1 protein-coding gene is annotated in these 236 nt (G+C 62.3%); it reads right to left on the bottom strand.

Features of this window, described 5'->3' with window-relative positions; genetic code table 11:
• On the bottom strand, nucleotides 1–236 hold a 236-nt coding region (locus B4920_RS27975), incomplete at both ends, for a pyridoxal-phosphate dependent enzyme (RefSeq protein WP_139379789.1).

Genomic DNA, 236 nt, shown 5'->3' with positions numbered 1-236 from the left:
GGACACGTAGCGCAGGCCGTGGAAGTTCACATTGGCGCCGGAAAGCACGTGCGCCAGACGCTCGCCGCGAATGTTGTGCTGGGCGATGTATTTCTTCATCCCCGCCAGCGCCAGCGCGCCGGACGGCTCCGCCACCGCACGCACATCCTCGAAGAGATCTTTCATCGCCGCGCAGATAGCGTCGCTGTCGACGGTGACGATATCGTCGAGATACTCCTGGCACAGACGGAACGTTT

Source organism: Zoogloea sp. LCSB751, from assembly GCF_002028455.1.
Lineage (GTDB): Bacteria > Pseudomonadota > Gammaproteobacteria > Burkholderiales > Rhodocyclaceae > Zoogloea.
Note: the sequence above shows the minus strand (reverse complement) of the source record. Positions and strands in the feature narration are given on the sequence as shown.